The organism is Streptomyces colonosanans, assembly GCF_001866645.1.
GTDB lineage: Bacteria > Actinomycetota > Actinomycetes > Streptomycetales > Streptomycetaceae > Streptomyces > Streptomyces colonosanans.
Genome location: NZ_MLYP01000106.1, coordinates 1 through 449 on the forward strand (window position 1 = coordinate 1; position 449 = coordinate 449).

Below are 449 nucleotides of genomic sequence, written 5' to 3' on the forward strand. Positions count from 1 at the left end.
AGGGTGATCAGCGCGCTCTTGGCGTCCGCGCGGTGGCGGGCGTCGGTCGTGATGATCGGGGCGTCGGGACCGATCTGCAGGGCTTCGCGGACCTCGTCCGGGGAGTACGGCTGGTTGCCGTCGAAGCCGTTGAGGGCGATGACGAAGGGCAGGCCGCTGTTCTCGAAGTAGTCGACGGCGGGGAAGCAGTCGGCGAGGCGGCGGGTGTCGACCAGGACGACGGCGCCGATGGCGCCGCGGACCAGGTCGTCCCACATGAACCAGAAGCGGTCCTGGCCGGGGGTGCCGAAGAGGTACAGGATCAGGTCCTGGTCCAGGGTGATGCGGCCGAAGTCCATGGCCACCGTTGTGGTGGTCTTGTCCCCGGTGTGAGTGAGGTCGTCGATGCCCGCCGAAGCAGACGTCATGACGGCCTCCGTGCGCAGCGGGTTGATCTCCGAGACGGCGCC

Annotated in this window: 1 protein-coding gene; it reads right to left on the bottom strand. The window is 68.6% G+C overall.

Translation table 11 applies throughout. The annotated features are described in order from the left end of the window. A partial coding sequence (locus BIV24_RS29660) for a GTP-binding protein (protein ID WP_071369559.1) occupies positions 1-449 on the bottom strand: 449 nt, incomplete at both ends.